Here is a 26,797-nt window from a genome sequence, read left to right on the forward strand (position 1 = left end):
ACCGAGCGACTCAGTCGTCGCCGACGGGGTCGTCGCTCACGGGGTCGACGTCGATGTCGGGCTCGTCGATGTACCGCTCGGTCCACGTGCCACGGGAGAACCAGATGACGCCGACGATGGCCCCGAGGACGTTTCCGAGCGCCATCCCGACCCACACCCCGGTCTCGCCCCAGTCGGCCACGAAGACGAGATACGCCACGCTCGCGACCCGCCCCACCCAGAGAGTGAGAATCGAGATGACCATCGCGGTCTTGGTGTTGCCGGCGCCGCGGAAGGCGCCGAGGATAACCTGCGAGACGCCGATGAAGGCGAACTCGACCGACCGGATGCGGACGTACTCGACCGCGTAGCCGATCGTCGCCGGGGCGTCCGGCACGTCGCCGAGGAAGACACCCACGATCGGTTCGGTGAACGCCACGGCGACGACCGCGACGAGGAACATCACGCCCGCGCCGGTCGTGGCGGCGAACTTCACGGCCTTGGCGGCGCGGTCGGCCCGGTTCGCGCCGAGGTTCTGGCCGACCATCGTGTCGATGGCGCGGCCGAGTCCCATCGCGGGGAGGAAGACGAGCGAGATGAGGCGGTTCCCGAGCCCGTAGGCGGCGACGACGGGCGGCGAGAACGTGACGATCATCGCGGTGAGCGTGATCATCGCGAGCGCGCTCGTCGTCTGCTCGACGCTGGACGGGAGCCCGAGCCGGAAGATGTCGCGGATGAAATCCGGGTCCGGAATCAGGTGACCGAAGTTCACGTCGGGGCCGTACCCGGTTCCGAACAGGACCCAGAGCCCGATGGCGGTCGCGACGCCCCGCGAGAGGATCGTCGCGAGCGCGGCGCCCTGGATGCCGATCCCGGTGATCCCCGTCGCCGAGAGCAGGGTCGCCTCCAGTGCGACCGGGTCGAGCGCGGCGAGCCCCGGAACCGCCGCGAGCCACTCGAACAGCGGGTTCCCCTCGAAGCCGAAGATGAAGAACGGGTCGAGGAGGACGTTCAGAAGGACGGAGACGAACATGACCGCCATCGGCGTCCGCGTGTCGCCGTAGCCGCGCATCAGCGCCGAGAAGACGAAGAAGCCGAACATCAGGGGGATCCCGAGGAAGATCACTTCCATGTAGTCGGCCGCGAGCGGGATCACCGTCGCCGCGGTCTCCGCGTCGCTGGGCAGGAGTTCGAGGGCCGGCCGGGTGTAGAAGTAGCCGCCGATCCCGATGAGCACGGACAGCACCGAGACGGTGAAGATCGTCTGCCCGGCCACGAGCCCTGCCGAGCCGTCGCCGTCGGCGCCGGTGTACTGCGCGACGAGGATCGCCCCCGCGGTCGTGAAGCCGCCGGCGACCGCGATCAGCAGGAATATGAGCGGGAACGCGAGGCTGATCGCGCCGACGGCCTCGGCCGACAGCCGACCGAGGTAGAGGGTGTCGACGATGTTGTACGTCACCTGTAACAGCTGAATGACGACGATCGGCCACGCGAGGCGGAACAGCGGGCGGAGGAGGCTTCCCTCGGTGATCGACTCCTCGTCGACGTGGTCGGGAGACGCGTCGCTCGGCTCGTCGTCGCGTCCGTCGCTCGGTTCGCCGTCGGGTCCGTCGCTCGGCTCGCCGTCGGGTCCGTCGTCCGGACCGTCGTCAGAGGGGTCTGTCGGGTCTTCAGCGGGCTCGTCGCTCACTGCTGTAGCAACGCTTCGCGGGCGCTATCAGACTTCCGATCCCGTCACCGCTCCGACCTGTCGCTTTCGCGATCCGGGGAGAGATCGCTCCGCTGACCGGCTGTGGAGTCAGATCCTGACTGGTCGCGATCGGTTCCGCCGTTCTCGGGGACGGTCCCCGTTCCGGGCGTGTTGCCGCCCTCCGAGGGCGCGGGAGTCTCGTCGCCGGCGGGGACTCCCGTCGGTTCGTCGGGCTCGGGGCGTCCGGTCGACTCATCGAAGCCGGCGGCCGGGACGGGGTCGGGGTTCGGATCGGCGTCGACGCGCGCGACGCCGGAGGTGTCGTCGAAGACCAGGTGCCGGTGCGGGTACGCCATCTCGACGTCCGCGTCCGCGAGTCGCTCGCGGATCAGCGTGTTCACGTCGGACTGGACCTTCGCCAGCTTGTAGGGTTTCTCGACCCAGTATCGGAGCCGTAACAGGACCCCGTCGTCGCCGAACTCGTGGAGGCGACAGTCCGGGCCCGCCATGTACCGCGCCACGCCGATGCGGATGTCGGGCCCGCCGTCGATGACGGCGTCGCAGTCGCGCGCCGCGCGCTCGATGAGCCGCCGCGCCTCCGGGATGTCGCTCTCGTAGGTGACGAGCACGTCGATCGACCGGCGGGTCCGCTCGTCCTCCGCCGAGAGGTTCGTCACGTCGCGTTCGCGCATCGTCCCGTTCGGCACGACGAGGAAGGTGTTGTCCAGCGTGAATATCTTCGTGTACCGGATCGTGATGTCCTCGACGAATCCCGCCGTCCCGTCTTCCAACTCGATCATGTCGCCGATCTCGAACGGCTGGTCGGCGAGGACGAACACGCCGTTGATGAAGTTCCCGACGATCGGCGCGAGAATGATACCGATGACGGCCGAGAACACCGCGGTCCCCAAGAGGAGGTCCGCGAACTGGAACCCGACGGCGTCGAGGCCCACGAACAGCGCAATGCCGATCGTCCCCGCTCGCACGCTGCGCACGATCGTCTGCGCGACGCTCTGTCGCGACACGCGGCGAGCCACCGGTCGGCCGATCAGCCTGACGAGGAAGTTCGCGACGACGACTCCGGTGGCCACCGCCAAAGCGACCGTCAGAACCTCCGCCCCCGGAAGGTCCGCGAACCGAGAAACCAACCCGCCGAGTCGCGAGAGAACCCCCGCGGTCGCCGCACCCTCCGGAACGGTCATAGGAATTCGCCGTCGGCCATCCGAAAAAGCGTTTCTGCCTGTCGGCGTTCACGGGTGCGGAGGCAGCGGCCGGCGGGGCGAGAAGCGGGGGAACCACTAACAGGCCGCTGAGCGAAGGGACGGTATGTCACGACCGCCAGCGGACTCGACGACGCCGCGGTTCAGCGTCGAACACGATTCACAGCCCGGAGACGTACTGATAGCCGGCTTCTCGTCGTTCGGACTCGCCGGCCTGACCGCGGTCGACTACCTGGTCGACGACCTCGACCTCGAACCGACCGGCCACGTCGCGGTCGACGGGATCCCGTCTATCACGCCGTTCACGAAGGGCGTCCCCCGGCACCCGATCCGCCTGTACTCCGCACCGGACCTCGACGTCACCGTCCTGATCGCAGAGCAGTTCGTCCCGCCGTTCTTGGGCGCACTGCTCGCGGACTCCCTCCTCGACTGGACCGAGGCCGACGGCGTCTCCGAGATCGCCGTGCTGGCCGGGGTCCCGATCGCCCACGGCCCCGACGCCCACCGGACGTTCCACGTCGCCACCGAGGACTACCGCGAAGCCCGCCTCGACGACCGCGACGTGCCCGCGATGGAGTCCGGTTTCCTCGACGGGGCGAACGCCGCTCTGCTCGAACGCGGACTGGACTCGCCGCTCGGCGTCGGGGTGTTCGTCACCCCGGTTCACGCGCAGGCGCCCGACGTCGACGCCGCGGTGCGACTCGTCGACACCGTGAACGCGGTCTACGACCTCGGCGTCGACGCGGCCCCACTCAAGGAGTTCGCCGCCGAGATCCAGCGCCGCTACGAGGACTTGGCCGAGCGGATGGAAGAACGGGAGCCCGAAGGCGGCTACGACCGCATGTACATGTAGCCCGGCCGGTCGGCGTCGACGTTTGCCGTCACGCCCGGCGTCGACGTTTGCCGTCGCACTCCGCGGCCCACCGGACTCGCAGGAGCCGGATATGAAAACGCGTACAACTCGGCTCATAGTAAAAAGCTAAATCCCCACCCCTCATTCGTCGTGACATGACTGACGATCTCCGCGACACGCTCGATCGCGTCGGGGACCGGTTCAACCTCGGCGAGTACGAGATCGACGCGTACCTCGCCGTGCTGGAACACGGTGAACTGACCGCGAGCGACATCGCCGATCGGACCGACATTCCACAGCCGCGGGTGTACGACACCGTCCGGAGCCTCTCCGACCGCGGTCTCGTCGAACTGCGCGAGTCGCGGCCGATGAAGATCGTCGCCGTCGACCCCGAGGACGCCTTCGGCGACCTGCGCTCCTCGTTCACCGAGATGGTCGACGAACTGGAGGCGCGCTACACGGCCCCGACCCGAGAGACCGAGGCGGTGTCGCTCGTGAAGTCGCGCTCGACGATCCTCCGCTACCTCGAAGAGGTTATCGCCAACGCCGAGTACGAGCTCGCGGTCTCGCTCACGCCGGGGCTCCTCCGCCGGTTCCGCGACGAACTCGCCGCGAAGGTCGCCGAGGGCGTCAGCGTCGAACTGCTCGTCACGCCCGCGTCGAACGCGCCGAACCCCGCGGAGTTCGACTACCTCGAAGTCTCGACTATCGCGCGGGCCCGCCGCGGGATCACTACGCCGGTCCTCGCGGTCGGCGACGGCGAGTACTCGGTGTACGCCACGCAGGACGCCCTGCGCGACGACCGCGAGCGCTACGGCGTCATCTTCAACCGCTCCGCGCTCGGCTTCCTCGTCTCCGGCTTCTTCGGGACGGTGCTGTGGACGACCGCCGAGACGCTCGCCACCGACGGCGCGGAACGACCGTTCCCCCGACGCTACGCCTCGATCCGGCGCGCCGTGAAGGACATCCGCGAGTTCGACGCCGAGGAGTTCTACGCGACCGTCGAGGGGCGCGACATCGAGACGGGCGCCGACGTGACCGTCCGCGGGAAGGTCGTCGACGTCGCGTTCGTCGACACCGAGGAGGTGGCGTCGCTGGTCGTCGAGACGGAGGACGGTCGCGTCGAGATCGGTGGCCGCGTCGCCGCCCTGGAGGACGTCGAGGGACAGAAGATCGTGATCGGCCGCGGGGAACCGCCGGCGCTGTAAAGCGGGGTGAGACGCGCCGTCGACCGGGTCGGGAGTCGGCACCCGCGACGCCCGCACCGACAGCGTATTTACGCCCCGGCTCTCATCGGTTCGACATGACCCTCGTCGTGGTGCCGGTCCGGTTTCCCCCCTCGTCGCACTCGGCGGCGACGCTCCGAGAGGCGGCTCGCGTCGCCGAGGAGCGCGACGCCGACCTCACGATCCTCCACGTCGATCTGTACCAGCGCTCGGGGGGCGTCTCGCGCAGCGACCTCAAGCGCGCGGTCGAGGAGCGCATCGGCCGACTCGACCGCGCGCGCTACGTCGTCCGCCGCGGCTTCCTCGTCGAGGAAACGATACTGGAGGAAGTCGTCGCCGAGGGGGCCGACGTCGTCGTCATCGGCTCGAAACAGGCCGGCCGCTGGCGGCGGATGGTCCAGAAGCTCCTCTCCGACCCCGACATCGACTCGTTCCTCCGCGGAGAGCTCGACTGTACCGTGATCACCGTCGACGCCGACGGCGAGACCACGCGCAGCGAGGCGGGCGGCGACGACGCCGCGCCGCTCCCGGACGACGGCGACGACGACTGAGCGCTTTCGCGGACCGGCGGCGTCTCTCCGACCGTTTCACTCGGTCGGATCGGTCGCTGCCGTGTCGATCGCTTCCGCGTCCTCCGCCGCCGCGACCTCGTACCGTCGCTCGTACTCGATGACGGTCGCGACGCGGTCGGCGACCGCTGCGCCGAACTCGCGCTCGACCGCGTACAGCGCCAGATCGATGCCGGAAGTGACGCCGCCGGCGGTAAGCAAGTCGCCGTCGTCGACGACGCGCGCGTCGACGACTCGCGCGCCGGACTCCCGTAGCTCCTCGACCGCGGACGCGTGTGTGACGGCGCGGCGGCCGTCGGTGACGCCCGCCTCGGCGAGCAGCATCGAGCCGGTACACACCGAGGCGATCCGGGTGCCCGACGCGTGGTGCGCGGCGAGCGCGCGGGGCACGTCGCCCTTCTGCGCTTCCGCCCACGCGCTCGCCTCCTCGTCACGCGCGCTCCAGCCGCCGCCGGGGACGACCAGCAGGTCCGGTGCGTCGTCGGCCTCGGGGTCCGAAAGCGTCCCGTCGACGCCGATCCGGGTCCCGTGACTCGCGGTCACCGCGTCCCGGTCGTCGAGCGTGACGTACCGGACGCGCCCGGCGCGGTCCTCACCGTCGGCGGCGTACTCGAGCGCGTAGTCGAACACCTCGTAGGGGCCGATCCCGTCCAGTTCGTCGAACCCGTCGTACACCAGCACGTCGACGTTCATACCGACTCGGAGGCGGGCGGGCGGCTTGTGCGTTCCCCTCGGAAACGACGGCGGAGGTGTCGCCTCCGCCCGACGCTCACTCGCTCGCGCCCCAGTCCTCGACGCGCTTCGGGCGGTCGGAGACCGCCATCACGTCGAGGTCGTCGCCCGCGTGGTCGAGCGCCTCCAGCGCCGCCTTGGCCGACGCGTGCGTCGAGAAGTAGGTGATCTCCTCTTCGACCGCGACTTCGAGGAGGTCGCGCTGGCGCGAGACGATGAGATCGAGTTCACCGCGCTTGGCAGCCTCGATGAGGTCCGTCGCCTCGCTCAGTTCGAAGTGCTCGGCGTACCCCGCGACGAGCGCCTCGCCCGCCTCGGTGTCCGGGTCCGGGAACTCCTCGGCGGAGAGGTCGACGACGGCGGTGCCGGACTCCGGGATCGGCTTGCCCGTCGAGTCCTGCGCCTTGTCGTACGCCTTGCCGAAGGAGGTGGCCGTGCCCATCACTTCGCCGGTCGACTTCATCTCCGGGCCGAGCCGCGGGTCCGAGCCCGGGAGGCGGTCGAACGGGAGGACGACCTCCTTCACGCTGCGGTGTTCGGGAATCTGCTCGTCGACGTCGAGGTCGGCGAGCGTGAGGTCGTCGGTCATCACCTTCGCGGCGAGCTTCGCGATCGGGACGCCCGTCGCCTTCGAGACGAACGGGACCGTCCGCGAGGAGCGCGGATTCGCCTCTAACACGAACACCTCGCTTTCCGCCTCGGGGTCGTCGACCCCGGTCACCGCGAGTTGGACGTTGAGCAGGCCGACCGTGTCGAGCGCGCGGGCGATGTCCTCCGTGACCTCCCGCACCCGGCCCAGCGTCTCGTCGTCGAGCGAGCGCGGCGGGATCATACACGCCGAGTCGCCGGAGTGGACGCCGGCGCTCTCGACGTGTTCCATCACGCCGCCCAACAGTACGTCCTCGCCGTCGGCGACCGCGTCGACGTCCAGTTCGACCGCGTCGTCGAGGAACTGGTCGACTAAGATCGGCTTGTCGGGCGAGACGCGGACCGCCTCCTCGATGTACTCTTCGAGCTCGGCGTCGTCCTCGACGACCCGCATCGCGCGCCCGCCGAGGACGTACGAAGGCCGCACGAGGACCGGGTAGCCGATCCCGTGAGCGAGTTCGAGCGCCTCGGCCTCGCTCGTCGCGGTGCCGCCCTCGGGCTGGGCGATCCCCATCTCGTCCATCAGGACGTTGAACCGGTCGCGGTCCTCCGCGAGGTCCATCGCCTCGACGCTCGTCCCCATGATTTCGCAGTCGAGCCCGCGGCGTTCGAGCTCCGCCTCGAGCGGTTCGCCGATGTTCACCGAGGTCTGCCCGCCGAACTGGACCATCACGCCGTCGGCGCCGGTCGCCTCGGCCACGTCGGCGACCTCCTCGGCGGTGATCGGGTCGAAGAACAGCCCGTCGGAGGTGTCGTAGTCCGTCGAGACGGTCTCGGGGTTGTTGTTGACGACGTGGGCCTCGATGCCGAGCTCGCGGAGCGCTTGGATCGCGTGGACCGAGCAGTAGTCGAACTCGACGCCCTGCCCGATCCGGATCGGACCGCCCCCGACGACGACCACGCTGTCGACGCTCTTGTCGACGACCAGTTCGCCGGCCGCGGCGTCGCCCTTGAGCGGCCCGCGCTCGAACTCCGACTGGCGGGCCGAGTAGTAGTAGGGCGTCTCGGCGGCGAACTCGCCGGCGCAGGTGTCGACCTGCTTGTACGAGCGGCCGGGAACGTCCTGCTCGACCGCGCCGACGTCGACCTCGCCGCCGGCGAGCGCGGCTATCTCCGCGTTCGTGTGACCCGCGGTGGCCGCCTGCGTGAACTCGCCGTCCTGCGCGGCCTGCGCGGAGTCGCTGACCCGCTTGAACCGTTCGAGGTACCACGGCTTGATCCCCGTCAGTTCCTCGATGTCCTCGACGGTGTAGCCGCGGTCGAACGCCTCGAAGGTCGCGTACGGGCGGTCGGGGGAGGGGCGCTCGAGGTACTCGGTCTCGAGGGTGTCGTCGTCGACCGCCTCCCAGTCGACGGCCGGGTCGTACTCGGAGGAACGGAGCGACTTCAGCAGGCTCTCCTCGAAGTTCCGACCGATCGACATCGCCTCGCCGGTGGACTTCATCGCCGTCCCGAGCTCGAAGTCGACGTCGTCGAACTTGTCGATCGGCCACCGCGGCACCTTCGTCACCACGTAGTCGATGGCGGGCTCGAAGGCGGCGGTCGTCTCGCCGGTGATCTCGTTGTCTATCTCGTGGAGGCGCTTGCCCAGCGCGACCTTCGCGGTGACGCGGGCGATCGGGTAGCCGGTCGCCTTGGAGGCGAGCGCGGAGGAGCGGGAGACGCGGGGGTTCACCTCGACGACGCGGTACTCGCCGCCCGGCGTGCCGTCGTCGTGCCACGCGAACTGGATGTTACAGCCGCCCTGAATGCCCAGGTCGCGGATCACTTCGAGCGCCGCGTCGCGCATCTCCTGGTGCCCGTCGTCGGGGATCACCTGCGACGGGGTGACGACCGTCGACTCGCCGGTGTGGATCCCCATCGGGTCGATGTTCTCCATGTTACAGATGATGATACAGGAGTCGTCGGCGTCCCGCATCACCTCGTACTCCAGCTCGACCCAGCCCGCGATGGACTCGGTGATCAGCACCTCGCTGTTGCGCGAGAGCCGGAGTCCCTTGCGGACGCGCTCGACGAGCTCCTCGAACTCGTCGACGACGCCCGAGCCGGAGCCGCCGAGGGTGTACGTCGTCCGCGCGATGACAGGGAGACCGCCGACCGAGTCGACCGCCTCCTGGACGCGGCCGCGGAAGGCCTCCTCGTCGAAGTCGGTGACCGACTCGTCCTCGTCTAAGGAGATGGTGGTCGACTTCGGGACGGGCTGGCCGAGTCCCTCCATCCGCTGGCGGAACAGGTCGCGGTCTTCCGTCGCGTAGATGGTGTCGAGCGGCGTCCCCATCACTTCGACGTCGTGCTCCTCTAAGATTCCCTCCTCGGCGAGTTCGGCGGTGACGTTGAGTCCTGTCTGTCCGCCGAGTCCGGCGATGACGCCGTCGGGCTCTTCGATCCGGATAACCTCCGCGATTGCCTCGGGGGTGATCGGCTCGATGTACACCCGGTCGGCCGTCTCGGGATCGGTCATGATCGTCGCGGGGTTCGAATTCACTAAGACGACGCGGGCGCCCTCCTCCTGAAGGGCCCGACACGCCTGTGCGCCTGAGTAGTCGAACTCGGCCGCCTGTCCGATCTGAATCGGTCCGCTCCCGATAAGTAGAATCGTCCGGTCCTCGCTCATTACGCGGACGGAATACGCTCATCGTAATAAGGTCGGCGGTAGAGTACGAATCTCGCAGCAGTTTTTCGATTTTCGCAAGCTACAGCGTACCACGGTGGGCGGTGATCCGTGTCACTGTCGCGGATGAACCGAACCGACGGTCCGAGGCGTTCACCACAAGGAATTTACCGAGAACGGAGGCATTTCGACGCGACTATGCCCTGTTCCCGCCGCCGCGCCCTCCATCTGCTCGGCGCCGCCGCCGCGACCGCCGCCACCGCCGCCACCGCCGGGTGCTTCAGTTCCGGAAACCTCGAGGCGTACGCGCTCATCGCCGACGAGGCGGACCTCTCGCCCGTCGGGCGGCCGTACGTACGGCCCGACCCGAGCGAGATCAGCGCCGTGACCCGGATCGACTTCGCGACCGAGACCAAGGAGGCGCACGTCTCGGAGCTGTTCGAGACCGGCAGCACGACCGTGAAACAGTGGCCGCTCGTCGGCCGAGACCGGTGGGGAAAGGAGACGCGACCGCGACCGACGTTCCTCAGCCGGGACGGCAGTTACTACGAGGTCAGTATCGCCGACGAGCGGGTCCTCGAACGGGAGCGGTGGCACTTCGCCGTCGAACGGGTCGACGAGAGCCCGCCCGACGACGCGAGGGTCGCACGATCCCCGTTCGATCTCTCTGCGCAGGACGAGCGGGTACTGAACGCGGCGCTCGACGCGGTGTACGCGGACAGCGACGGCTTCCTCGGCACGCCCGAGTTCGACGAGCTACAGACCGTCGAGTTCCACCACGAGATAGACGTCGAGGCCAGCGAACTCGTTCCGGCGCCCCCCTTCGAGTTCGTCGAGTACAGCGACGAGCACTTCCGGCCGTTCACGGAACGACGGACCGTGCGCGTCCCCGAGTGGACGTACTCCGTCGAGAAAGTCGCGGACACGCGCAGCGAGCTCACCGAGTACACGAGGGACGTGATCGTCGAACGCGACCTGAACGCGTCCGGACTCACGGACGCCGCCCGCGGCGTCGTGGACGACGCGCTCGCCGAGGACCCGCGCCGCTACGAGGAGGGCGCCCCGCCCTCGGACGGGCTCCTCGCCGTGCTCGACGCGCTCGGCATCGCCGACGACCTCGAACCGATAGACAGCTACGACGATCGCGTCGACTTCCGGAACGTCGTCGCCGAGTACGAGGACGGGACCTACCGGTTCGACCTGATCGTCACGCCGTAACGTCGCCCTCGAGAGTAAGCCGCGTCGTCGCCGGATCGGTCGACCGCACACCCGCCGCTGACCGCGTACAGAGTTCGGAGTTCGGCGGTGCGTCGAGCCGACCGTCAGGTCCGGAGTCGGTACCGGTACGGCTGGTCCGCGATGACCTCGACCTCGCCGCGCTCGGCCCAGCGCCCTAACACCGTCGCGACCCGGTGCGGGCTGTCGATCGCTTCGCACTCCTCGCACTCCTCGACGAGCCCGAGGATCTCTCGCGCCGTCAACGGCTCGTCGGCCTCGGCGAGCACGCCGCGGAGCCGGTCGTACCGGTCGTATTCGCCGGCGCTCATACGTCTTACGTACGCACCCCGAATATATAGGGTTCAGTGAGACAGGAGTCGGACGACTGTCTGACAGGGAGTGACACGGACCGAGTTCGGGGGGCCAGGCCGGCTATCGGCGGCAGTCGCGAGTCGGGTCGCGACCGCGCCTACGCGTACGGGTCCTCGGCTTCGAGGTCGCGCTCGGCGCGGTACTGCTCGACGAACTCGGTCACGTCGAACTCGACCATCTCCCGCTCGAACGCCGAGAGCGCCTCGTCGTCGTCGGCGTGGCTCACGGCGTGTTCCATCAGTTCGACGACGAGTTCGACGACGATCTCGTGGAGGCGGCGAGAGTCGAAGTCGGTCACCCACGCCATCGCGTACCCGACGTCGGCGTTCTCGCTGGCGTCGTGCGCGACGACGGCCTCAGGGAACTCCTCTAACACGACGCCCAACAGGTGCGGCGTGTCGAACTCGGGCATCTCCTCGCTGGTCGTGTCGATCGCCTCCCTGAGCACGTCGACCAGGAAGTCCGGCAGGAACCGCTCGGGCGGGTGGACGTCCATCACGACCGCGTGCGTCTCGCCGCAGGCGCAGTCGTACTCGCGCATCCCGAGGTCCAGATCGCCGACGCCGACCGTCTCCCCGCAGGGCAGCTCCAGCGCGTTCTCGTCGCCGCCGGGGACGCGGGGTTGAGACATACCCGCCTTACGCCGTTCGCGTGGTTAAAAGACGCGGAACTGCTCGCTGCGTCACCCCGCTCACTCGGGGTTCTCGGCGCTCGGGTCGTCTCCTGTGTCTGCCTCGCCGCTCGCGCCGTCGGCGTCAGCATCCTCGTCTGTCTCGGCGCCCGCTTCCTCGTCGGCCTCGGCGCCCGCTTCCTCGTCGGCCTCGGCGCCCGCTTCCTCGTCGCCGCCGTGGGCCTCGACCTCCGCTTCCACCTCGATCTCGATCCCGTTCGCCTCGTAGGTCGCCTCGATCGCCTCGGCGTCCTCGCGTTCGATCTCTAGCTCGTCCCGGTCGACCTCGACCTCGACCTCCACGTCGACGGTGACATCGTCTGGCATACTCGATTCTCGGTACGGGTCGCGCCCTCAAAAGCGGTCGGTAGCGCGAGCCGGGTGCGTGGTGACCGCTGTCCCCGAGCGGGACCGCGCCTACTGGAACCCGATCCGGCCGCCGGTGTCGCGAAGCGACTCGCCGCCGCCGCCCTTGAACTGCTCTCTGACGTCCTCGTAGTACGCGAGGATGTCGTCGTTTATCGTCGGCCGCACCGACTCCATGGCGCGCCGGAAGTGCTTCATCTCCACCTCTTCGGCGTCGTCGTCGTCACGGAGCGCCTCGATGGCGGCCTCGCGGGCGATCCCCTCGAGGTCGGAGCCGACGTAGCCGTCGGTGATCTCGGCGATCTCGCGGAGGCTCACGTCGGGCGCGAGCGGCGTGTTCTCGGTGTGGATGTCGAGGATCTGCTCGCGGCCCTCCTGGTCGGGCTGGCCGATCATCACCAGGCGGTCGAACCGGCCCGAGCGCAACAGGGCGGGGTCGATCATGTCCGGCCGGTTGGTCGCGCCGATCACCATCACGTCGCCCATGTCCTCGAGCCCGTCGAGCTCGGTCAACAGCTGGTTGACGACGCGCTCGGAGACGTTGTTCCCCATCTCCTGCCCCCGAGACGGCGCGAGGCTGTCGAGCTCGTCGAAGAAGATGATCGTCGGGCTGACCTGGCGGGCCTTCCGGAAGGTCTGCCGGATCGCTTTCTCGGACTCGCCGACCCACTTCGAGAGCAGCTGCGGGCCGCGGACCGAGATGAAGTTCGCGTTCGTCTCGTTGGCGACGGCTTTCGCCATCAGGGTCTTCCCGGTGCCGGGCGGGCCGTACAGCAGCACCCCCTTGGGCGCGTCCACCCCCATCCGGTCGAACTTCTCCGGGGAGGTGAGCGGCCACTCCACGGACTCTTGGACCTGCTGTTTGGCCTCTTCGAGCCCGCCGACGTTGTCCCACGATATCTTCGGCAGCTCGACCAGCACCTCCCGCATCGCCGAGGGCTCCACCTCGTTTAACGCGCCCGAGAAGTCGTCGCGCTTGACGATCATCCGGTCGATCAGGCTCGGTGGCACCTCCTCCTCGTCGAGATCGATCTCGGGGAGGTAGCGGCGCAGCGCCTTCATCGCGGCCTCTTTCGTGAGGCTCTCGATGTCGGCGCCGACGAACCCGTGCGTCTCGTCGGCGAGGTGGTCTAAGCTCACGTCGTCCGACAGCGGCATCCCGCGGGTGTGAATCTGGAGTATCTCCTTGCGGCCCACCTCGTCGGGGACGCCGATCTCGATCTCGCGGTCGAACCGACCGGGACGGCGGAGCGCGGGGTCGACGCTGTCGACGCGGTTCGTCGCCCCGATGACGATCACCTGTCCGCGCGTCTCCAGCCCGTCCATCATCGTCAGCAGCTGCGCGACGACGCGTCGCTCGACCTCGCCGGTGACGTCTTCGCGCTTGGGCGCGATCGAGTCCAACTCGTCGATGAAGATGATCGAGGGCGACTCCTCTTTCGCGTCCTCGAATATCTCGCGGAGCTGCTGTTCGGACTCGCCGTAGTACTTCGAGATGATCTCCGGCCCGGCGATCGAGAAGAACGACGCCGAGGTCTCGTTGGCGACGGCCTTCGCGAGCAGCGTCTTCCCGGTGCCCGGCGGCCCGTGGAGCAGGACGCCCTGCGGCGGCTCGATCCCGAGCTTCGAGAAGATCTGCGGGTGTTTCATCGGCAGCTCGACCATCTCGCGGACGCGCTGGATCTCCGACTGGAGCCCGCCGATGTCCTCGTACGTGATTCCGCCGCCCGTCTTCTCGAAGCCGGAGATCGGCTCCTCGCGCAGTTCGACCTCCGTGTCCTCGGTGATGAGACAGACGCCGTCGGGCTCCGTCTCGACCGCGATCAGCGGGATCGCCTGTCCGGGCGACCGCATGAACGGGTGGTTCGTCGACGACATCACGGGCACGATGTCGCGCTCGACGACCGGCCGCTTGAGGATCTGGCGTTTCACCATGCCCGCGGCGTCGGAACCGAACTGCACCGACGCCTCCTCGGGCGGGGCCAAGACGAGCTTGTCGGCCTTCTCGGCCTCCGCCTTCCGGATGGTGACCCGCTCGCCGATGCCGACGTCGGCGTTCTGTCGGGTGAATCCGTCGACGCGGACGGTGTCGGTGTTCCAGTCCTGGCGGTCGGCGCGCCAGACCTTCGCGGCGGTGGTCTCCGCGCCCTCGATCTCGATGATGTCGCCGGGCGAGAGCTTCAAGTGTAGGAGCGTGTCGGGGTCGAGCCGGGCGATACCGCGCCCCGAGTCGTTGGGGTACGCCTTCGCCACTTCGAGTTGAACTTCGTTCATGATTCCTCGCGGGGGATGGTCGTATCTGGATCCGGTCCGGGAATAAGCCTGTTGCCCGCATCGGGACGGCCGGTTCGCGCCGGGCGATCGGCGACCGCGAAAGACTGTGCCATCATATAGCACGGTACGGAGTCTGGTCTTAAAACCCCGTCGTAAGTGTGCGTATTCGCCGTCGATCGGGGGGGCCCGTTCGTATCGACCCTGGCCACCGATCCGGAGGTATTTGTCCGGCAGTCGCCTCGGGGGAGCCATGCGAACGCTCGTCTTCGACGGTCGGACCGGGGCCGCCGGCGACATGATCTGCGCCGCGCTGATCGCGGCCGGTGCCGACCCCGCGGTCCTCGACCCCGTGCGCGAAGCCCTCCCCGTCCGGTACGAGATCGGCGAGACCGAGAAGAACGGGATCCGCGCGACGACCGTCGACGTCCTCGTCGACGGCGGCGACGAGGCAGACTCCGGGTCGGAGCGCGACGGCGGCGGTGACACCGGGCACGGTCACACTCACAGTCACGGTCACACTCACAGTCACGACCACGGGCACGAAGACGGGGACGACCACGCTCGCGCACGCGATCACGACGACACGTCCGACGGAGACATCGCGGCCGACGGAGACGTCGCGGCCGAGGGCGCCGGCGTCCACCGGAGCTACCCCGAAGTCGTCGCCCTCGTCGAGTCGATGGGCCTCCCCGACGCGGTCGAGTCGACCGCGCTCGACGCCTTCGAACTGCTCGGTCGCGCCGAGGCGTCGGTTCACGGCACCGACCTCGACGAGACGCACTTCCACGAGGTGGGCGCGGACGACGCGATCGCCGACGTGGTCGGCGCGGCGCTGTTGGTCGCCGACCTCGATTCCGAACGCGTGGTCACGACGCCCGTCGCCGCCGGCGGCGGAACGGTCGATATGAGCCACGGAACGTATCCGGTTCCGGCCCCGGCGACGACCGAGATAGCGACCCGGTGCGGATTCCGGATCGCCGGAGGCCCGATCGATCGCGAACTCCTGACGCCGACCGGGGCGGCGATCCTCGGCGCGGTCGCCGACGGCGTCGACGCGGTACCGGACCTCGCGGTCGAGACCGCGGGCTACGGCGCTGGCGACGCCGACTTCGACCGTCACCCGAACGTCCTCCGCGCGCTCGTCGGCGACGGCGGACAGGGGGACCCCGAAGACGAGGGGGACCGTGCGGGCGCCGCCGACGGCCGACTCGTCCACGACGACATCGCCGTGCTGGAAACGAACCTCGACGACGCCGCGCCCGAGGTCCTCGGCGGGCTCCAAGAGACCCTCAAACGCGCCGGCGCGCGGGACGTGACGGTCGTCCCGACGACGATGAAGAAGTCCCGGCCCGGACACCTCGTGAAGGTGGTCTGTAAGCCGGCAGACGCCGAGGCGGTCGCCGAGCGTCTCGCCCGCGAGACCGGAACGCTCGGCGTGCGCCAGTCGGGCGCGAGCCACCGCTGGATCGCCGAGCGCGACTTCGAGACGGCGACGCTCCGGATCGACGGCGCGAACCGCGAGGTGGCCGTGAAGGTCGCCTCGACGACGGACGGGGACCTGTACGACGTCAGCGCGGAGTACGACGACGCGGCCGCCGTCGCCGAGGCCACGGGCCTCCCGATCCGCGAGGTTCTCCGCCGGGCCGAAGCGGACGTGTGGGAGGGGCTTACGAACGAGTGACTGGCCGCAACGGGCACTCGCTCGCCCCTCACCGTCGCCCGGTCAGTCGGGCGGGTCGACCCGCTCGACGCGCTCGGGGTCGACGCCGAAACCGTCGGCGAGCCGGTCGGCCACCAGCTCCGGAGCCACCGCCTCGGGGTCGACGGCCGCGTCCGCGACGCGGGCCTGTTCGTCGACCGCGAGGGTCGCGACGGCCTCGACCGTTGTGTCGTTGAGGCCGGGCTGGAGCCCGGCGATCTCTAGTTCTTCGACGCTGATGCCGTCGATTCGCTCGATCTGTGCTCTCGCGCCGGCGACGAGGTCGCCGGTCGCCGCCTGCGAGACGCGGACGGAGACCGTCGCCTCGACGGACGGCACGTGGTTGGCTGCTGCCATACTCCCCCGCCGCGAATCGAACGCGGCGCGGACGTCGTCACGGCTCGGCCGGCCGCTGCGGCCGGCGAGCCGGCGAGTCCGCGTCCCCGAGCGCGGGGCGACGAGGTCGCCGCCGGCGCTCGCGAGGGACACGGTCGTCGCTCGAGGCGCGTGACCGACAGCGACGGCTGGAGAGAACGGGGGTCTGGTCCGTCCCGCAGGGAAACTCCCCAGCCGACGCGCGCGTCACGCGGTCGGGCGGACGGACCGTGGGTTCGGAGTCCCGTAGCCGATCCCGTTCCACCCGAGAGGCGCGACGCTCGCGGACCGCGCGAGCATCGAGCGGGTGGAACGGGTCATCGTGGGTCTCCGGCGGCGCGGAGGGCGCCGTTGACGAGACAGTGTGCGGATTTCGTATTAAAATTATGCTCGTCACGAGACACCATGACACGCTCGAGTCGAACGAGCAGGTGTCGGCCGAGAACGCGTTCGAGACGGCCACACCATCGGGTTCCGCCGACGCTGAGACGACAAGCCTATGCCGGCCGCCCGACCAGTTTGTCCTAACACACGTCTCCATGATCGAGCGCATTCACACGTCGGACGTCGAACCGGACGCGGACGAGGTCGCCATCGCCGGCCACGTCCACGAGATCCGCGACCTGGGTGGCCTCGTCTTCCTCATCGTACGCGACCGCGAGGGCCTCATCCAGATCGTTTTCAAGGAGGAGCGCGAGCCGGAGCTGTTCGAGGCCGTTCAAGATGTCGGCGCGGAAGACGTCGTCCGCGTCGTCGGCGAGCCGCTCGAAAGCGATCAGGCCCCCGGCGGCGTCGAGATCGCGCCGACCGAGTACGAGGTCATCGACGAGGCGGACTCGCCGCTCCCGCTCGAGATCTCGAAGGACATCGAGGTCGACCTCTCCACCCGACTCGACAACCGCGCGCTCGACCTCCGGAAGCCGGAGACGCTCGCCGTCTTCACGCTGCGGTCGGAGCTCATCACGGCGATGGAGGAGTGGTTCGACGACGAGGGGTTCGTCGACATCAAGACCCCGCTCATCTCGAAGGGCGGCGCCGAGGGCGGTGCCGAACTGTTCCCCATCCTCTACTACAACCAGGACGCGTTCCTCTCGCAGAGCCCGCAGCTGTACAAGCAGATGCTGATGGCCTCCGGCTACGAGGCCGTCTACGAGACCGGCACGGCGTTCCGCGCGGAGGACTTCGCGACCTCTCGACACGTCTCCGAGATCGCGATGTTCGACGTGGAGCTGGCGTACATCGACGACCACGACGACGTGATGGACGTCCAAGAGGAGTCGCTGCGGTACGCGCTCCGTGAGGTCGCGGAGAACGCCGAACGCGAGCTCGACTTGCTCGATGTCGACCTCGAAGTCCCCGAGGACGACTTCCCGCGGATCACCTTCGACGAGGCCCTCGACATCCTCGAGACCGAGTACGGTCACTTCCCGGACGACCCGACCGACCTCGACACGAAAGGCGAGAAGCTGCTCGGCGAGCACTTCGAGGAGCAGGGCCATCCCGCGTTCTTCGTCGTCGGCTACCCCGACGAGAAGTTCTACTACATGCAGGACGTGCCGGACGACGATATCGCCTCCCGGAAGTTCGACCTCATCTACAAGGGCCAAGAGCTCTCCTCGGGCGGCCAGCGCGAACACGACGTCGAGCGCATGGTCGAGGAGATGGAGTCCGAGGGCGTCGAGACCGCTAACTTCGAGTTCTACATCGAGGCGCTGAGTTACGGCACGCCCCCGCACGGCGGCTACGGGCTCGGTATCGACCGCCTCGTTCAGAAGGTCGCCGGCCTCGACAACATCAAGGAGGCGATCATGTTCCCGCGCGACCCGAACCGGCTGGAGCCGTAGGTCGCCTCTCCGCTTTCCGCGGTCGACCCAGCTTTTCCTCTTCCCTGTCGCGGGTGCGAGCGGCCGATCAACGAGCGACTGCGACGGCGGTCGCGGCCGCGCTCGCGAGCCCGTCCGAAGCGGCCGAACCGCGGGCGTTTTATGTGTCAGCACTCAGTCCGCGGTCCACGCCTTCGACCCGCCGCAGTCCCCCGATTAAACCCGGTTAAATCGGGGCAAATCCGGGTGAACGGCGTCGGGTGTTGAAGTGGGTCGCGCCCCGAGTGGAAATCGCAATGAACGCAACCAGAACCGCGCTGACCGCGGCGCTCGCCGCGGTGGTACTGATCGGAACCGGCGCCGCCGCCGGTGCCGTGGCGGCCGCTCCCGGCCCCGACGACGCTCCGGGCGGTCAGGAGGCCGGCCCGCCGAGCGACCTGCCGGAACAGGTGCCCGACTTCGTCGGTGGCATCTTGGATAGCGTCAACGAGTTCCTCTCCGGCAACGTCAGCGACCTCGGCGAGACCGTGAGCGACGTCGCCGGCGGCGACGCGCCCGACGAAAACGCCACTGACGGCGACGGCGGTGACGACGCATGACCGACGACGCCACCGCGGTCGACCGCCGTCAGTACCTTCAGCTGACCGGCGTCGCCGCGCTCGGGACGGTCGGACTCGCCGGCTGCGTCGGTCGCGCGACCGGGACGCTCGCGACGCGGGTGACCGACCAGCCCGCCGACATCGGCGACTTCGAGTCGCTTATCGTCACCATCGAGGGGTTCTGGCTCGGTCCCGAGGGCGCCGAGCCCGAAACCGACGAGGAGTCCGACGACGGGGAAGCCGACGACGACCAGGCGGAGATGAACGAGACCGACGGCAACGAGACGGACGGCGGGGACGCTCCCGCCGGTCGGGAGTACTTCGAGTTCGACGAGTCGCAGGAGGCCGACCTCGTACAGCTTCAGAACGGAGAGACGCAGCTGGTCGACGAGCGCGAACTGGAGACCGGCGACTACCCGTACCTCCAACTCGACGTCTCCTCGGCCGACGGGACGCTCACGGACGGGAGCGACGCGACCGTCGACCTCCCGGGGAACGCACCGCTGATGTTCAACGAACCGTTCGAGATCCGCGAGAACACGCAGACGACCTTCACCGCCGACTTCGCGCCGGTGCTTCGAGGGAACGGTCGATACCTCCTCCGCCCGGTCCCGAGCGGCATCGAGGTCGAGTACAGCGACGAGACCGGCGAGGAGTCAGGCGACACCAACAGCTCCGACGACGCCTGACGACGACGTAGTCTCCCGGTCCCCCGTTGGAGTCGCGGTCGCGTTCGGATCCTCGCGCCGGTGTACTTGGCGGCGAGCGGTCGCATCGCGACTTCGGGGTTAGGGCTGGGTTCGGTCCCCGGGGTTCGGGGACCGGGGGAATGCGCGCAGCGTCGCGGTCGGTCCCCGCGTCGAGGGTCAGAGGCACACGACCCGCACGATCGCCCGCGCGACGACGCTCCGGGCGGTCTCCGTTTTCTCAGTTCGGTTTCGTCCCACTCCTACCGGTCCGCTTGCGACACCGCTTCAGGGCGACGCCGTCGCGTCGGGGCGAACGAACGTCCGATAGAGCGGCCCGGCGAGCACCAGCGTCCCCACCGCGGCCATGCCGAGTATCACGGTCGGGTCGACGAGGGAGCCGCCGGCCGCGGTGAGGCGATCCAGCGACACGCCGACCGCGATGCCGCAGACGACCCACGGTAGTTCACCGATCGCCGTCCCGATCGCGAACGGACGAGTACTAACCCCGGCGGCCGCGGCGCCGACGGTCACCGCGTCGGAGGGGAGCGGCAACAGGCGGGTGCCGGCCACGGCGCGCACGCTGCCGGACTCCGCCGCGAAGCGTTCGCCGGCGCGACAGAACCGGCCGGCGATCCCGGACCGCCCGCCCTCCTCCGTCGCTCCTCGAAGCCGGAGCCGTCCGGCGCGAGCGAGCGCGTACGGAAGGGCCGCCGTGCCGACGACGAGCGCGAGCGCGAACGGCGTCCCGACCCAGCCGTACCCGAAGCCGACGGCGACCGCGAGCAGCGTCGTCGGCCACGCGAGAAGGGGCCTGAAGGCCGCGAGCGCGACGACGGCGACCCCGAACCGCAGGGGGTCCGTCGCGAGCCAGCGGAGCCGCGAGAGCGCCGCTTCCGGCGAGGCCGCGAGCGCGAGCGTCGCCACCGCGGCGACGACGACGCCCGCGACCGCGTACCCGCCGAGCGTCGATCGCCGATTCACGCTCTGGGGTCCGCAGTCGCTCGATAAACGCTTTGTGGGTCCTCGATCCGCGACGCCCGACTCACGACAGCTTCCCGAGCGCCTCGAAGAAGTCCGACGGCGGCCCGGCGATCCGTATCGGCGGCGCGGTCCGTTCGATCGTGATCTCGACCGGGCCCTCGAGCGTGGCAGTGTCGCGCCCGTCGCTGGCGACGGTGGCGCCCGCGTCGTTTTCGACCGCGACGGTGACGGTCGCGTCGGTGTCAACGACGAGCGGGGGCATCCCCTCGTCGGCGACCATCTCGTTGACGACCAGTCCGTCGACCGCGGGATGGACGAGCGGCCCGCGCTCCGAGAGGTTGTACGCGGTCGACCCCGTCGGCGTGGCGACGAGGACACCGTCTGCGTGCCCCTCGCCGTACGTGGCGCCGTCGACCCGCACCTCGTAGTCGATCCCCCCGCCCGGGCCGCGGCGGTCGCCCTGGACGACGATCTCGTTCGCGGCCGGGGTCGAGGTCCAGTCGCCGGCGCTGGCGGTGAGGCGCGGCGCCTCGCGGACGTCGAGGCCGCAGTCGCGGAACGCTCGGACTTCGGCACGGAGGGCGGTCGCGGCGTCGGCCGGGGAGACGGCGTTGAGAAAGCCGACCTCGCCGAGGTTCACCCCGACGATGGGGGTGTCACCGGCGTTGCGCGCGACGAACAGGAACGTCCCGTCGCCCCCGACGGCCACGACGAGGTCGCAGTCGTCGAACGCCTTGACCGACCGCGCGTCGTCGCCGGCGTCGAGCGCCGCGGCGGTCTCCTCGTCGAGCCAGACGGCCTCGCCGGCGTCGACGACGACGTCTCTGAGCGTCGCCGCGAGCGACGCCGCGCGCTCGCTGCCCTTTCGCGCCACGATGCCCACTTCCATACCCGGTCCATCCCCGTCCCCGGGTAAAAGCGTGCGGACATCGGGCGAACGCGCCGCGGTCCGGGACCGCCCTGTAACCGTCCGCCGGAGCGCGTTCGCCCGGTCGTCGGGAGCGGTCTCGGCGCCGAGCGTCGCGCGCTTTTGCCACTCGGCCGGACGAGTTGGCCCGGAGCGTCCGACTCTCGCTGGATCGGACGCGTTCTCAGAACCTGAAACGCGGCCGGAAAGTTTCAAGCCACTCGGTCGCCTTGCTCGGGTCATGTCGACCCCCCACGGGCGACGAACAGAATGAGCGAGGAGGACGACTGGTTCGAGCGAGCGTTACGCGAGACCGACGAGGAGTCCGACGAGCGACCGGTGGGTGGGCCGGAGTCCGACTCCGCCGACGCGGAGACGGACGGGGAAGCGGACGAGACCGATCACGGGGACGAGGACGCGCCGGCCGATCCCGAGAGCGCGGCTGACCCAGAGAGCACGACCGACGACACCGAGTCGGTCGACCCCTTCGGCGGCGCGGTCGACGAAGCTAGCGACGACGGAGGTGCGACCGATCCGTTCGGCGGGGGCGGCGAGAGCGACGATGATCCGGGCGACGGCGGCGACCCGTTCGGTGGCGGAAGCGAGTCGTTCGCCGATCTCGGTGGCGGGGATGACGGTGGGGGTGGCGATCACGACGGACTCGACGCTCCGGCGAACGGAGACGAGCCCGCGGACCGGTCGACCAAGGGGGTCCCCGCGGACGCGTTCGGTGACCTGAGCGGCGACGGTGACGAAGACTTCGGTTCCTTCGGCGGGAGCGGCTCCTTCGGCGGGGACGACCCCTTCGGCGGGAGTGGCGACCCGGAACCAGACCCGGGCACGGGATCCGCCTCCGGCACGGGCCGCGATCCCGAGCCCGCTGACGGTAGCGGAGACCCGTTCGGCGAGGACGACCCGTTCGGCGGCAGCCGCGGTGGGAGCGGCACCGGCGATTCGGGCGGCGGATCGCCGAGCGACGGCGGTGGCGCCGACCCCTTCGGCGGCTACCGCGGCTCCTCGGGCGGAAGCGACGACGACTTCGGCTTCGGGGAACTCGGCGGCGGTGCCGGCGGGGGGGACACGGCCGACTTCGACGTCGATCCCGACGAGTTCGAGTCGGAGATCGATCGGACCGACATCGGGATCAAAGGCCTCGACGACATGATCCTCGGCGGCGTCCCTCGCCGGTCGCTCCTCTCGGTCATCGGGGGCGCCGGGACCGGGAAGACGACGTTCGCGCTCCAGTTCCTCAACCACGCCCTCGAATCGGGTGAGAAGGGCGTGTACATCACCCTCGAACAGACCCGCGAATCGATCTTCGACACGGCCGACGAGAAGGGGTGGTCGTTCCGCGAGCACGCCGACGAGGGTCGGCTCGCCGTCGTCGCGATCGATCCCATCGAGATGGCCAACTCGCTCGCGTCGATCCGGAACGACCTCATCCGGCTCATCGCCGAGTTCGACGCCGACCGGCTGGTGCTCGACTCCGTCTCCCTACTGGAGATGATGTACGACCACCCGGCGAAGCGTCGGTCGGAGGTGTTCGGGTTCACGCGCTCGCTGAAGGAGGCGGGCGTGACGACCCTCCTCACCTCCGAGGCGAGCGAGGACACCGCGTACGCGTCGCGTCACGGGATCGTCGAGTACCTCACCGACGCGGTGTTCGTCCTCCAGTACGTCCGCGGGTCGGACTTCCGCGAGACGCGACTGGCCGTCGAGATACAGAAGATCCGCGACGCGAACCACTCCCGCGAGACGAAGCCGTACGACATCACCGACACCGGTATCTCGGTGTACGATCAGGCGAACATCTTCTGAACCCCAAGAGATGCCGGCGGCCAGGACGTCACCGCCGGGTCAACACGCCCGTTTCTTGAACGTCGAACGTCAGGCTCTCGGAGCCGTCTCCGGAGGGGATATAGTGGACGTGGTCCTGGTCGGTCAGTTCCGAGTCGCGCTCGTAGACGCGGTAGCGAACCAGGTACCGCCCGGCTTCGGCGACGGCCTCGCGCGTCTGCTCGCCGTTCGGTTCGACGTCCAGCGTCGTGCCGTACGCTCTCGCCGCCGACTCCGAACTCCCCTCGCCGAGGAGCTCGACCTCGACGGTGTAGGGAACTGCCGCCTGATTAAAGACCGTCAGATCGACCCCGCCGTCGCCGGATCGGAACCCCGAACAGCCGGCCAGCCCGGCGGAGAGGCCGACCGCCACGGTGACCGCCTGCCGTCGTTTCATGATGTCGAGTAAAGCGCGACCACCGCGACTAGAAGCTTGGCATGCGAAGCGGTCCGGGTGCGGCGTCCCGCTCCGCTTCCGCCTCGCTGCGCGCGACTGACGGGGTTCACTTCCCCTGCCGATTCCCGCGGCTCGCGGTATTGCTCGCCGCAGGAATGCACCGTCCGGGAATTGAACCCGGGCTATTAGCTTGGGAAGCTAATGTCCTACCACTGGACCAACGGTGCGCAATCCGACCTACCCGACCGTCCCACTTCAACGTAGCGCTTCCCGTCCCGTGGTCCGAGGCGCCGACTATCGGGCGCGCACCGTCCGGCAATCGCGCTCCGGTGCCGCGAGCCACACGCTTAAGCCGTCGCCGACGGTGTCGAGTTCATGACCGACGACGCAGCTGACCCGACGCGATCGGACGCAGGTCCCGCGGTCGAGCGGGTGCGCGAGCGAGTCGCGGAACTCGCTCCGGCGCTCGGCGCGACGTGGACCGACGACGAACCCTGGCAGTTCGTCACCGATCTCACCGCGATCGGCAGCCGGATGGCGGGGAGCGAGGGCGAGCGCCGCGCCGCCGGAGTGGTGGCGGACGCCTTCGAGCGCGCGGGGCTCGCCGACGTGCGCACGGATCCTTTCGAACTGCCCGCGTGGGAACGCGGGACCGCAACACTCGACGTGACGGTCTCGGGGCGAGACGGCGAGCCGGCGACGCGCTCGTTCGAATCGATAGCCCTCCCGTACTCGCCGGCGGGAGGCGCGTCGGGAGAGCTCGTCGACGTGGGCTACGGCACGCCGTCCGAGATCGACGAGCGCGACGTGGAGGGACGGATCGCCGTCGCCTCGACGACCACGCCGGCCGGGGGGCGGTTCGTTCACCGGATGGAGAAATTCGGCTACGCCGTCGACGCGGGCGCGGTCGGGTTCGTGTTCGTCAACCACCTCGACGGCCAACTGCCGCCGACCGGCTCGCTCACCTTCGGGAGGGAGGCCGAGGCGGTCGCGGTCGGCGTCTCGAAGGAGACCGGCGCGTGGCTCCGCGAGTACGCGGTCGGCGGGTCGTCCGGTGCCGCGAGCGGTGGGGCCGCGGCCGGAGCGGGCTCCGTCGCACAGGCCGAGCTGTCGGTCGAGGCGTCGACGACCCCGGGGGAGAGCCGCAACGTGATCGGGCGGGCGGGACCGGACACCGACGACCGCGTCCTGCTCGTCGCGCACTACGACGCCCACGACATCGCCGAGGGCGCGCTCGACAACGGCTGCGGCATCGCGACGGTCGCGACCGCGGCCGAGATTCTGGCCAGCGCGGACCTCCCGCTCGGCGTCGACGTCGTCGCGGTCGGCGCCGAGGAGGTCGGCCTGCTCGGCGCGGAACACCTCGCCGACAGCGTGGACCTCGACCGCGTGAAGGGCGTGGTCAACGTCGACGGCGCGGGGCGGTTCCGCGACCTGGTCGCGCTCGCGCACGCCTCGACGGCGGCCGCGTCGGTCGCGGAGGCCGTGTCGACGGCGACGCGCCAGCCGATCGAAGTCGACGCGCAGCCGCATCCCTTCTCCGACCAGTGGCCGTTCGTGCGCCGCGGCGTGCCGGCGCTCCAGCTTCACAGCGACTCGGGCGATCGCGGCCGGGGATGGGGGCACACCCACGCGGACACGCGTGACAAGGTAGACGACCGCAACGTCCGCGAACACGCGATGCTCGTCGCCCTGCTCGTCGCCGAGTTCGCGGCGCCGGAGCGCGACCTGCCGCGACTCGACCCGGACGCGCTCGCGGCCGCCTTTCGCGAAGCCGACTTCGAGACGGGGATGCGCGCGGCCGACCTCTGGCCGGCCGACTGGGACTGACTCACCCTCCGGAGGGGATCATCCCCCTCACTCGATCGCTGCGTCCGGCGTCGGCGGTGGCAGTCGCTTGTGCGCCGTCGCGCGATGACGGCCGAGGAGTTCCGCGACGAGTTCGCGGTCGGCGTCGACGGCGGCGTCGGCCGCCGCGATCCGTTCGACGACGGCCTCCGGGTCAAGCCCGCGGTCGGCACCGAGGTGGAGCACGGGGTCGATCACCTCGTACGGGGCGCCCAGATCGTCCGCGTCGCGCTGCCCCGGAAGGAACCCGGCCGACGGGGCTTTCTCGACGACGAATTCCGGAACGTCCAGTTCGGCCGCGAGCGCCCGGACGTCCGTCTTATAAAGGTGTCCGAGCGGGAACATGTCCGCCGCGCCGTCGCCGTGTTTCGTGAGGTAGCCCAAGAGTAGCTCGCTCCGATTCGCCGTGCCACAGACCAGCGAGCCGGTGGCGTTGGCGGCGAGGTAGGCGACGGCCATCCGGAGGCGCGCGACCGCGTTGCCGGACCGGACCGGCTCGTCGTGGAGGTCGAACCGGTCGGGCGCGACCGCGCCGAACTGCGCGAACAGCGGCTGGAGGTGAACCGTGTCGTGTTCGATACCGAGCGCCTCGGCGAGCGCTTCGGCGTCGCGGGCGTGCGGCGCGCCGATCTTGTTACACGGCAGTATCAGCCCGTACACTCGGTCGGCGCCGAGCGCCTCGACCGCGAGTGCGGCGGTCACCGTCGAGTCGAGCCCGCCGCTCATGTTCACCACCACGCCCTCGGCGCCCGCGGCGCCGACCCGCTCCGCGATGAACGACCGGACCCGGTCGCGTTCGACCGTCGGGTCGCGGTCCGGAAGCAGCGTCCGGGCCCGGTCGGCGTCTCGGTCGTGGGCTCGACCGTCGCCCGGAGCGGCGTCGTCGCTCGCTCGCCTCGACGGCGCGGCCGCGTCCGGCCCGAACGCCGAGTCGCGGTCAGCCATCGATACCACCCTTCGGAGCGTTCGATCTGTCGAGCCGAGCGGTCGACGTTCCGAACCGAGCGGTCGACGTTCCGAACCGAGCGGTCGACGTTCCGAACCGAGCGGTCGACGTTCCGAACCGTACCGATTCTCGCCCGGGCTGAACGGCCGACCTCGACGAGCGGTCGCGGCGGTCTCCGCGGGCTCGATGCGGAAGCCCGGTGCGTTCTCCGACGCCGACCCGCTGATCGGTCTGGATCGTCATTACTTGTCCGCGGCTACCACTCGACC

23 protein-coding genes and 1 tRNA gene are annotated in these 26,797 nt (G+C 69.6%); 10 read left to right on the forward strand and 14 right to left on the reverse strand.

Annotated features, from left to right (window positions below; genetic code table 11):
* Positions 1 to 10: 10 nt before the first annotated feature.
* Positions 11 to 1,669 carry an MATE family efflux transporter gene (locus tag ABDZ89_RS07110; RefSeq protein ID WP_343777816.1) on the reverse strand — a complete coding sequence of 553 codons (1,659 nt, stop codon included), beginning with the start codon at positions 1,667 to 1,669 and terminating at the stop codon, positions 11 to 13.
* A gap of 44 nt (positions 1,670 to 1,713) precedes the next feature.
* Complete coding sequence (locus tag ABDZ89_RS07115) at positions 1,714 to 2,871, reverse strand: mechanosensitive ion channel family protein (protein ID WP_343777818.1); 1,158 nt, start codon at positions 2,869 to 2,871, stop codon at positions 1,714 to 1,716.
* Positions 2,872 to 2,995: 124 nt separating this feature from the next.
* Here ABDZ89_RS07115 and ABDZ89_RS07120 point away from each other — a divergent pair, with 124 nt between their 5' ends.
* The 3 genes from ABDZ89_RS07120 (at position 2,996) to ABDZ89_RS07130 (ending at position 5,519) form a co-directional block, all read left to right on the forward strand.
* Positions 2,996 to 3,742 (forward strand): proteasome assembly chaperone family protein, encoded by a 747-nt coding sequence (locus tag ABDZ89_RS07120; RefSeq protein WP_343777820.1) that lies wholly within the window; start codon positions 2,996 to 2,998, stop codon positions 3,740 to 3,742.
* Between the two features lie 155 nt (positions 3,743 to 3,897).
* A complete protein-coding gene (trmB, locus tag ABDZ89_RS07125) occupies positions 3,898 to 4,950 on the forward strand; it encodes an HTH-type sugar sensing transcriptional regulator TrmB (protein WP_343777822.1) in 1,053 nt (350 codons plus the stop codon).
* Positions 4,951 to 5,045: 95 nt separating this feature from the next.
* Complete coding sequence (locus ABDZ89_RS07130; protein WP_343777824.1) at positions 5,046 to 5,519, forward strand: universal stress protein; 474 nt, start codon at positions 5,046 to 5,048, stop codon at positions 5,517 to 5,519.
* Between the two features lie 36 nt (positions 5,520 to 5,555).
* On the opposite strand, the gene ABDZ89_RS07135 is transcribed toward ABDZ89_RS07130, so the two are convergent.
* Positions 5,556 to 6,230: a DJ-1/PfpI family protein gene (locus ABDZ89_RS07135; protein ID WP_343777826.1), complete on the reverse strand. Its 675-nt coding sequence runs from the start codon at positions 6,228 to 6,230 to the stop codon at positions 5,556 to 5,558.
* Positions 6,231 to 6,306: 76 nt separating this feature from the next.
* Positions 6,307 to 9,531 carry a carbamoyl-phosphate synthase large subunit gene (carB, locus tag ABDZ89_RS07140; protein WP_343777827.1) on the reverse strand — a complete coding sequence of 1,075 codons (3,225 nt, stop codon included), beginning with the start codon at positions 9,529 to 9,531 and terminating at the stop codon, positions 6,307 to 6,309.
* Between the two features lie 195 nt (positions 9,532 to 9,726).
* On the opposite strand from carB, the gene ABDZ89_RS07145 reads away from it, so the two are divergent.
* Entirely contained in the window at positions 9,727 to 10,746 is a 1,020-nt protein-coding gene (locus ABDZ89_RS07145; RefSeq protein ID WP_343777829.1) for a hypothetical protein, read from the forward strand.
* A 104-nt stretch (positions 10,747 to 10,850) separates the two neighbouring features.
* Here ABDZ89_RS07145 and ABDZ89_RS07150 read toward each other — a convergent pair whose 3' ends face one another.
* The 4 genes from ABDZ89_RS07150 to ABDZ89_RS07165 form a co-directional block, all read right to left on the reverse strand.
* On the reverse strand, positions 10,851 to 11,075 hold the full coding sequence (locus ABDZ89_RS07150) for a hypothetical protein (RefSeq protein ID WP_343777831.1): 225 nt from the start codon (positions 11,073 to 11,075) through the stop codon (positions 10,851 to 10,853).
* Positions 11,076 to 11,215: 140 nt separating this feature from the next.
* Positions 11,216 to 11,749, reverse strand: coding sequence for a DUF5815 family protein (locus ABDZ89_RS07155; protein ID WP_343777832.1), 534 nt, complete (start codon positions 11,747 to 11,749; stop codon positions 11,216 to 11,218).
* A 60-nt stretch (positions 11,750 to 11,809) separates the two neighbouring features.
* A complete protein-coding gene (locus ABDZ89_RS07160) occupies positions 11,810 to 12,115 on the reverse strand; it encodes a hypothetical protein (RefSeq protein WP_343777834.1) in 306 nt (101 codons plus the stop codon).
* 90 nt (positions 12,116 to 12,205) lie between these two features.
* Positions 12,206 to 14,428: a CDC48 family AAA ATPase gene (locus ABDZ89_RS07165; protein ID WP_343777835.1), complete on the reverse strand. Its 2,223-nt coding sequence runs from the start codon at positions 14,426 to 14,428 to the stop codon at positions 12,206 to 12,208.
* Between the two features lie 250 nt (positions 14,429 to 14,678).
* Between ABDZ89_RS07165 and larC the strand changes: the two genes are divergently transcribed.
* The gene (larC, locus tag ABDZ89_RS07170; protein WP_343777837.1) at positions 14,679 to 16,109 is read left to right on the forward strand and encodes a nickel pincer cofactor biosynthesis protein LarC; all 1,431 of its coding nucleotides are present in this window, start codon (positions 14,679 to 14,681) and stop codon (positions 16,107 to 16,109) included.
* Positions 16,110 to 16,151: 42 nt separating this feature from the next.
* Here the strand turns inward: larC and ABDZ89_RS07175 are convergent, their stop codons facing one another.
* The gene (locus ABDZ89_RS07175; RefSeq protein ID WP_343777839.1) at positions 16,152 to 16,484 is read right to left on the reverse strand and encodes a hypothetical protein; all 333 of its coding nucleotides are present in this window, start codon (positions 16,482 to 16,484) and stop codon (positions 16,152 to 16,154) included.
* Positions 16,485 to 17,041: 557 nt separating this feature from the next.
* On the opposite strand from ABDZ89_RS07175, the gene aspS reads away from it, so the two are divergent.
* The 3 genes from aspS (at position 17,042) to ABDZ89_RS07190 (ending at position 19,613) form a co-directional block, all read left to right on the forward strand.
* Positions 17,042 to 18,346: an aspartate--tRNA(Asn) ligase gene (gene aspS, locus ABDZ89_RS07180; protein WP_343777840.1), complete on the forward strand. Its 1,305-nt coding sequence runs from the start codon at positions 17,042 to 17,044 to the stop codon at positions 18,344 to 18,346.
* 275 nt (positions 18,347 to 18,621) lie between these two features.
* Positions 18,622 to 18,924, forward strand: a complete 303-nt coding sequence (locus ABDZ89_RS07185) for a hypothetical protein (RefSeq protein WP_343777842.1) — start codon at positions 18,622 to 18,624, stop codon at positions 18,922 to 18,924.
* On the forward strand, positions 18,921 to 19,613 hold the full coding sequence (locus tag ABDZ89_RS07190) for a DUF4382 domain-containing protein (RefSeq protein ID WP_343777844.1): 693 nt from the start codon (positions 18,921 to 18,923) through the stop codon (positions 19,611 to 19,613). The genes ABDZ89_RS07185 and ABDZ89_RS07190 overlap by 4 nt, the downstream gene beginning before the upstream one ends.
* Before the next feature lie 285 nt (positions 19,614 to 19,898).
* On the opposite strand, the gene ABDZ89_RS07195 is transcribed toward ABDZ89_RS07190, so the two are convergent.
* Complete coding sequence (locus ABDZ89_RS07195) at positions 19,899 to 20,594, reverse strand: VTT domain-containing protein (RefSeq protein ID WP_343777846.1); 696 nt, start codon at positions 20,592 to 20,594, stop codon at positions 19,899 to 19,901.
* A gap of 61 nt (positions 20,595 to 20,655) precedes the next feature.
* The gene (locus tag ABDZ89_RS07200) at positions 20,656 to 21,483 is read right to left on the reverse strand and encodes an NAD(+)/NADH kinase (RefSeq protein WP_343777848.1); all 828 of its coding nucleotides are present in this window, start codon (positions 21,481 to 21,483) and stop codon (positions 20,656 to 20,658) included.
* 288 nt (positions 21,484 to 21,771) lie between these two features.
* Between ABDZ89_RS07200 and ABDZ89_RS07205 the strand changes: the two genes are divergently transcribed.
* Positions 21,772 to 23,319, forward strand: coding sequence for a KaiC domain-containing protein (locus tag ABDZ89_RS07205; protein WP_343777849.1), 1,548 nt, complete (start codon positions 21,772 to 21,774; stop codon positions 23,317 to 23,319).
* A gap of 28 nt (positions 23,320 to 23,347) precedes the next feature.
* Here ABDZ89_RS07205 and ABDZ89_RS07210 read toward each other — a convergent pair whose 3' ends face one another.
* Together ABDZ89_RS07210 and ABDZ89_RS07215 are read right to left on the reverse strand one after the other, a co-directional pair.
* On the reverse strand, positions 23,348 to 23,734 hold the full coding sequence (locus ABDZ89_RS07210) for a hypothetical protein (RefSeq protein WP_343777851.1): 387 nt from the start codon (positions 23,732 to 23,734) through the stop codon (positions 23,348 to 23,350).
* A gap of 156 nt (positions 23,735 to 23,890) precedes the next feature.
* Positions 23,891 to 23,961: transfer RNA gene (locus tag ABDZ89_RS07215), tRNA-Gly, on the reverse strand.
* A gap of 148 nt (positions 23,962 to 24,109) precedes the next feature.
* On the opposite strand from ABDZ89_RS07215, the gene ABDZ89_RS07220 reads away from it, so the two are divergent.
* Entirely contained in the window at positions 24,110 to 25,564 is a 1,455-nt protein-coding gene (locus ABDZ89_RS07220) for a M28 family peptidase (protein ID WP_343777853.1), read from the forward strand.
* Between the two features lie 27 nt (positions 25,565 to 25,591).
* Here the strand turns inward: ABDZ89_RS07220 and nadE are convergent, their stop codons facing one another.
* Entirely contained in the window at positions 25,592 to 26,527 is a 936-nt protein-coding gene (gene nadE, locus ABDZ89_RS07225; protein ID WP_343777854.1) for an NAD(+) synthase, read from the reverse strand.
* Positions 26,528 to 26,797: the final 270 nt, after the last annotated feature.

The organism is Halorubrum ejinorense, assembly GCF_039522565.1.
Taxonomy (GTDB): Archaea; Halobacteriota; Halobacteria; order Halobacteriales; family Haloferacaceae; genus Halorubrum; species Halorubrum ejinorense.